2 protein-coding genes and 1 pseudogene are annotated in these 4560 nt (G+C 73.3%); all 3 read left to right on the top strand.

Going from position 1 to position 4560, the window contains the following annotated elements:
* Positions 1-1585: pseudogene (locus HY68_RS06555) on the top strand (serine/threonine protein kinase); the annotation flags it as partial.
* A 142-nt stretch (positions 1586-1727) separates the two neighbouring features.
* Complete coding sequence (locus HY68_RS06550; protein WP_198533225.1) at positions 1728-3485, top strand: serine/threonine-protein kinase; 1758 nt, start codon at positions 1728-1730, stop codon at positions 3483-3485.
* 102 nt (positions 3486-3587) lie between these two features.
* Positions 3588-4560: serine/threonine-protein kinase (locus tag HY68_RS06545; RefSeq protein WP_157874434.1), on the top strand; the 973-nt coding region annotated here is incomplete at its 3' end.

Genomic DNA, 4560 nt, shown 5'->3' with positions numbered 1-4560 from the left:
GTACACGACATCCGGCGCCTACGACGCGATGCGCGCCGACGACCAGCGGCATTCCGCCCAGCTCCCCGCCGTCGTGGGCGCGGTCCCCGGCGCGGGTCGGTGGGACGACGTCGTCGCGAGCGGCGGCTCCGTCCCCGCCTACCGGGGCCCGGCCAGCCCGCTCGCCGCCGAGCGCGCCCGGCAGGCCCGGATCGCCATCGTCGGCCCCGTCACCGAGCGCTGGGCCCCCGAACAGGCAGGGCCCGTCCACGAGAACTGGCAGCTCGCCCCGCCCATCGGGCCCGCGACCGACCTGTGGGCGCTCGGCGCGCTGCTCTACCGCGCGGTCCAGGGCCACGCCCCGTACCCCGAGGAGAACGCGTTCGAGCTGGTGCAGCTCGTCTGCGCCGAGCCGCCCGCCTTCGCCGAGGAGTGCGGCCCGCTGCGCCCCGTCGTCGAGTCGCTGCTGCGCCAGGACCCCACGGAGCGGCCGGACTTCGAGGAGCTGCGCGGCTGGCTGCGCTCGCTCGTCAGGTCGGCGCCCGAGCCCGACGCGGGCCAGGACGTCGTGACCGTACCGACCATCGACGGCCGGCTGCCGATAGTCCGCCGCAGGGGTGAGCTGGTCCGCAGGCGCCGCTGGGGCCGGAACAAGAACCGCGACATCGACCGCGGCCGGCACCGCCAGCGCCGGGGCAGGGAGCGCGACGAGCAGGACGAAAGGACCTCCCTCGGCGAGCTGTTGGGGGAGCAGGCCGACGAGCGGTACGAGCGTCCCGCGCGCTACGAGAACGCGCAGCGCCGCGAGTCGCCGCCCCGCCGCGAGAGCCCCGAGCGGTACGAGCCCGCCGAGAGCTACGACCGCTACGAGCGCCAGGGCAGGCCCGACCGGGACCGGGACCGCAAACCCCGTTCCCTGGGCCGCACTTTGCTGATCCTGATCCTGCTGGTGCTGGTGGCCGCGATCGTCTACGCGGTGATGTTCATGCCCAAGTCCAGCGACAACGAGGGGCAGAGCGTCACCGAGGCGAGCCCCGGGGTCACCGCTTCCCAGGCGCCGCCGCCGGTGTCGGACGACCCCGCGCCGTCGAAGTCCGGTGCGGACAAGCCGCCGTCCTCACCCGCCGCGCCGACCGCGCCGGCCGGCAACCTCGAAAAGGGCTACGTCCTGCGCAAGGACACCGAGGGCTTCCAGGTCGCCGTCAACAAGGACTGGCAGCGCAGCCCGATCAACGACAGCGGGCAAGTGCGCTACGGCAACTCCGACTTCACGCTGGTCATCGTCCCCGGGCGGGACACCGTGCAGGCCAACGGCGGCGACCCGCTGGCCTACCAGCGTGACAAGGAGCGGGAGTTGCAGCCCTTCCGGGACTCCTCCTGGGCCACCGCCTCCGGCCTCCGCCGGATCAACGTGGGCCAGCAGGCCATGGCCGAGGGGCAGTTCACCTGGCAGGACAGCAGCGGCCGGCAGGTCTACGTGCGCAATCTGGCCCTGATCATCGGCGGTCGCTACCACGTGATCCAGGTCATCGGCCCGGACAGCCAGCGGGACGCCGTCACCGACATCTACCAGCAGGCCACCAGCTCCTATCGCGCGACCGGCTGACCACGCACCGGAGTTGACCGCGGCTCACACCTGCCGGTCCGTCAAAGGCGACGGTCACAGTGGTGTCTCCGTACGCCACCCGAGGTTCCCCGCATGGCGGTGTCATCCGTAACCTGTCAACTCAAAGATCAGGGCGGGAGACGTGGAACATTCACAGAGCACGGGTGCCGGTCTGCTGCTCGCCGGGCGCTACCGGCTCGGCGAGACCATCGGCAGCGGCGGCATGGGCCGGGTGTGGCGTGCCCAGGACGAGCTTCTCCACCGGACCGTCGCCGTCAAGGAGTTGACCGCCGGGCTGTACGTCTCGGCGGACGACCGCGCCGTTCTGCACGAGCGGACGCAGAAGGAGGCGCGGGCCGCGGCCCGGATCAGCCACCCCGGCGTCGTCACCGTCCATGACGTCATCGAGTACGACGGCCGCCCCTGGATCGTCATGCAGTACGTGGACGGGCCCTCGCTCGCCGACGCCGCCCGCGAGTCCGGGCGCGACGGGGGCAGGATCGAGCCGCGCGAGGCGGCCGGCATAGGCCTCCAGATACTGGGCGCGCTGCGCGCCGCGCACGCGGCCGGTGTGCTGCACCGCGACGTGAAGCCCGGCAATGTGCTGCTGGCCCGCGACGGTCAGGTGCTGCTGACCGACTTCGGCATCGCCGCCATCGAGGGTGACTCGACGATCACCAGGACCGGTGAGATCGTCGGCTCCATCGACTATCTCGCCCCCGAGCGGGTCCGCGGCTCCGACCCGGGCCCCGCCTCCGACCTGTGGTCGCTCGGCGCGACGCTCTACACCGCCGTACAGGGCAAGTCGCCGTTCCGCCGCAACTCGCCGCTCTCCACCATGCAGGCCGTCGTGACGGACGAGCCGCCCACCCCGGACCGGGCGGGACCGCTCACCCCGGTCATCGCCGCGCTGCTCTGCAAGGACCCGGCGGCCAGACCGGACGTCGCCGAGACCGAGCGGATGCTGCGCGCCGTACTGGAGGGCCGGCCCACGGGGGCCGAGGCGTACGTACCGACGCGGAACATGCCGCAGGACGGCGGCCCGACGGTCGCTTACCCGGCCGCCGCCGGTTATCCGCCGGGCTATCGGACGACGCCGGTGCCGGGCGCCGGGCAGACAGGACCGCAGCCGTCCGGACCGCACACCGCCCCCTCGGGCCCGTACCCGCCGCCCTCCCCGGCGTCGCGCGAGCGCAGCCGCAGACGCTGGCGTACGACCGTGACGGCCATCGCCGTGGCCGCCGTGCTCGGTGCCGGTATCGGGTTCGCCGCCATGCACTTTCCGGGCGACGGCAACGACCCGGGCCCTGGACCGACCGCTTCCGGGCCGACGGCCGACGACACCGCAGGGGAGGACACCGCAGGGGACGACACGGCGGGGGACGACACGACGACGCCGAGCCCGACCGGGGATCCCTCGGACGGCGGGGCCGTCCCCGACGGCTACCAGGAGGTCAACGCCGACGAGGGGTTCGGCCTCTGGGTGCCGGACGGCTGGACCCGGCAGACGGACGTCAACACCATCGACTACAGCCCCGACGGCGGCAACCACGTGCTGCGGGTGAGCATCGACCCCGAACCCGACTTCGCGACCCCCGAGGCGCACATGCGCGACCTGGAGAAGGGGCTCGCCGTCCTGCCCGACTACCAGCAGCTCCAGCTCGGCCCCGTCGACTACCGGGACCAGAAGCAGGTGGCGCGCTGGGAGTTCAGCTGGACCCAGTCGGCGAAGAACGGCGTGCCGGGCCCCCGGCACGCCGTCGACCAGATGTACTTCGACGACGAGACCGGCGCCGAGTACGCCATCTTCATGTCGGGCCCCGCGGACGACTGGGACGCCACCCAGAAGCAGTTCGCGACCGCGCTGCGCGGCTGGCAGCCGCCGGGCTCCACCGGCTGAGCCGCCGGCCGGCCCCGCACCGGGCCTTCCGCTCTGTCACGGCTGTGCATCCGCTCGGCCTTCGCGGTGGTCACGGCAGGGACAGTTGGTAAAGATATCCCCATGACCAACGACGGGGGACGGGCGAACGAGCCCACCAGCTACGGACTTCAGCCGCCTATCGCGCCAACTGTGCCACCGCAGAGCCCGACCCAGGCCGTGACACCGGCCGCCGACCCCGCCGTCGGGCGGGTGCTCGGCGGCCGGTACCGGCTCGTCTCGCGGCTCGGGCACGGCGGGATGGGGACGGTCTGGCTCGCGCACGACGAGGTCGTCGACCGCGATGTGGCGATCAAGGAGCCACGCGTTCCTGACCACGTGGGCGAGCGCGAGCGCGGCCACGTCTATCTGCGGATGCAGCGCGAGGCGCGGGCCGCCGCCAGGATCGACCATCCCTCCGTCGTCACCATGCACGACGTGGTGGTCGAGGACGCCAAGCCGTGGATCGTCATGGAGCTGGTGCGCGGCCAGTCGCTGGGCGACCGGCTCCAGGAGGGCACGCTCGACCCCCGCGAGGCGGCCAGGATCGGGCTCGCCGTGCTGGGCGCGCTCGCCGCCGCCCATGCCGTCGGCGTACTGCACCGCGACGTGAAGCCCGACAACGTCCTGCTCGGGCGGGACGACCGGGTGGTCCTCAGCGACTTCGGGATCGCGCAGGTCGAGGGCGAGCAGGGGCTCACCGAGACCGGCTCCTTCGTCGGTTCGCCCGAGTTCATCGCGCCCGAGCGGGTGCTGGGGCAGCGGCCGGGGCCCGAGTCGGACCTCTGGTCGCTGGGTGTCGTGCTGTACGCGGCGGTCGAGGGGATGTCCCCGTACCGCCGCTCCAACGCGCCCGCGACGCTCCAGGCCGTGCTGTCCGCCGAACCGCAGATGCCCGCGCGGGGCTCCGGCGCCTTCGGCACGCTGGTCATGCGACTGCTGCGCAAGGACCCGGCGGCCCGGCCGGACGTCACGGAGATCCGGCAGACGCTGGAGTCGGTGGCGCGGCCCCCGCAGGGCGGCCCCGGCGAGACGCGCGTGGTCACCGCGGGCACCC

It is taken from the genome of Streptomyces sp. AcH 505 (assembly GCF_000818175.1).
Classification (GTDB): domain Bacteria; phylum Actinomycetota; class Actinomycetes; order Streptomycetales; family Streptomycetaceae; genus Streptomyces.
The sequence above is the reverse complement of the archived record's forward strand: the minus strand, read 5'-3'. Positions and strand labels throughout refer to the sequence as shown.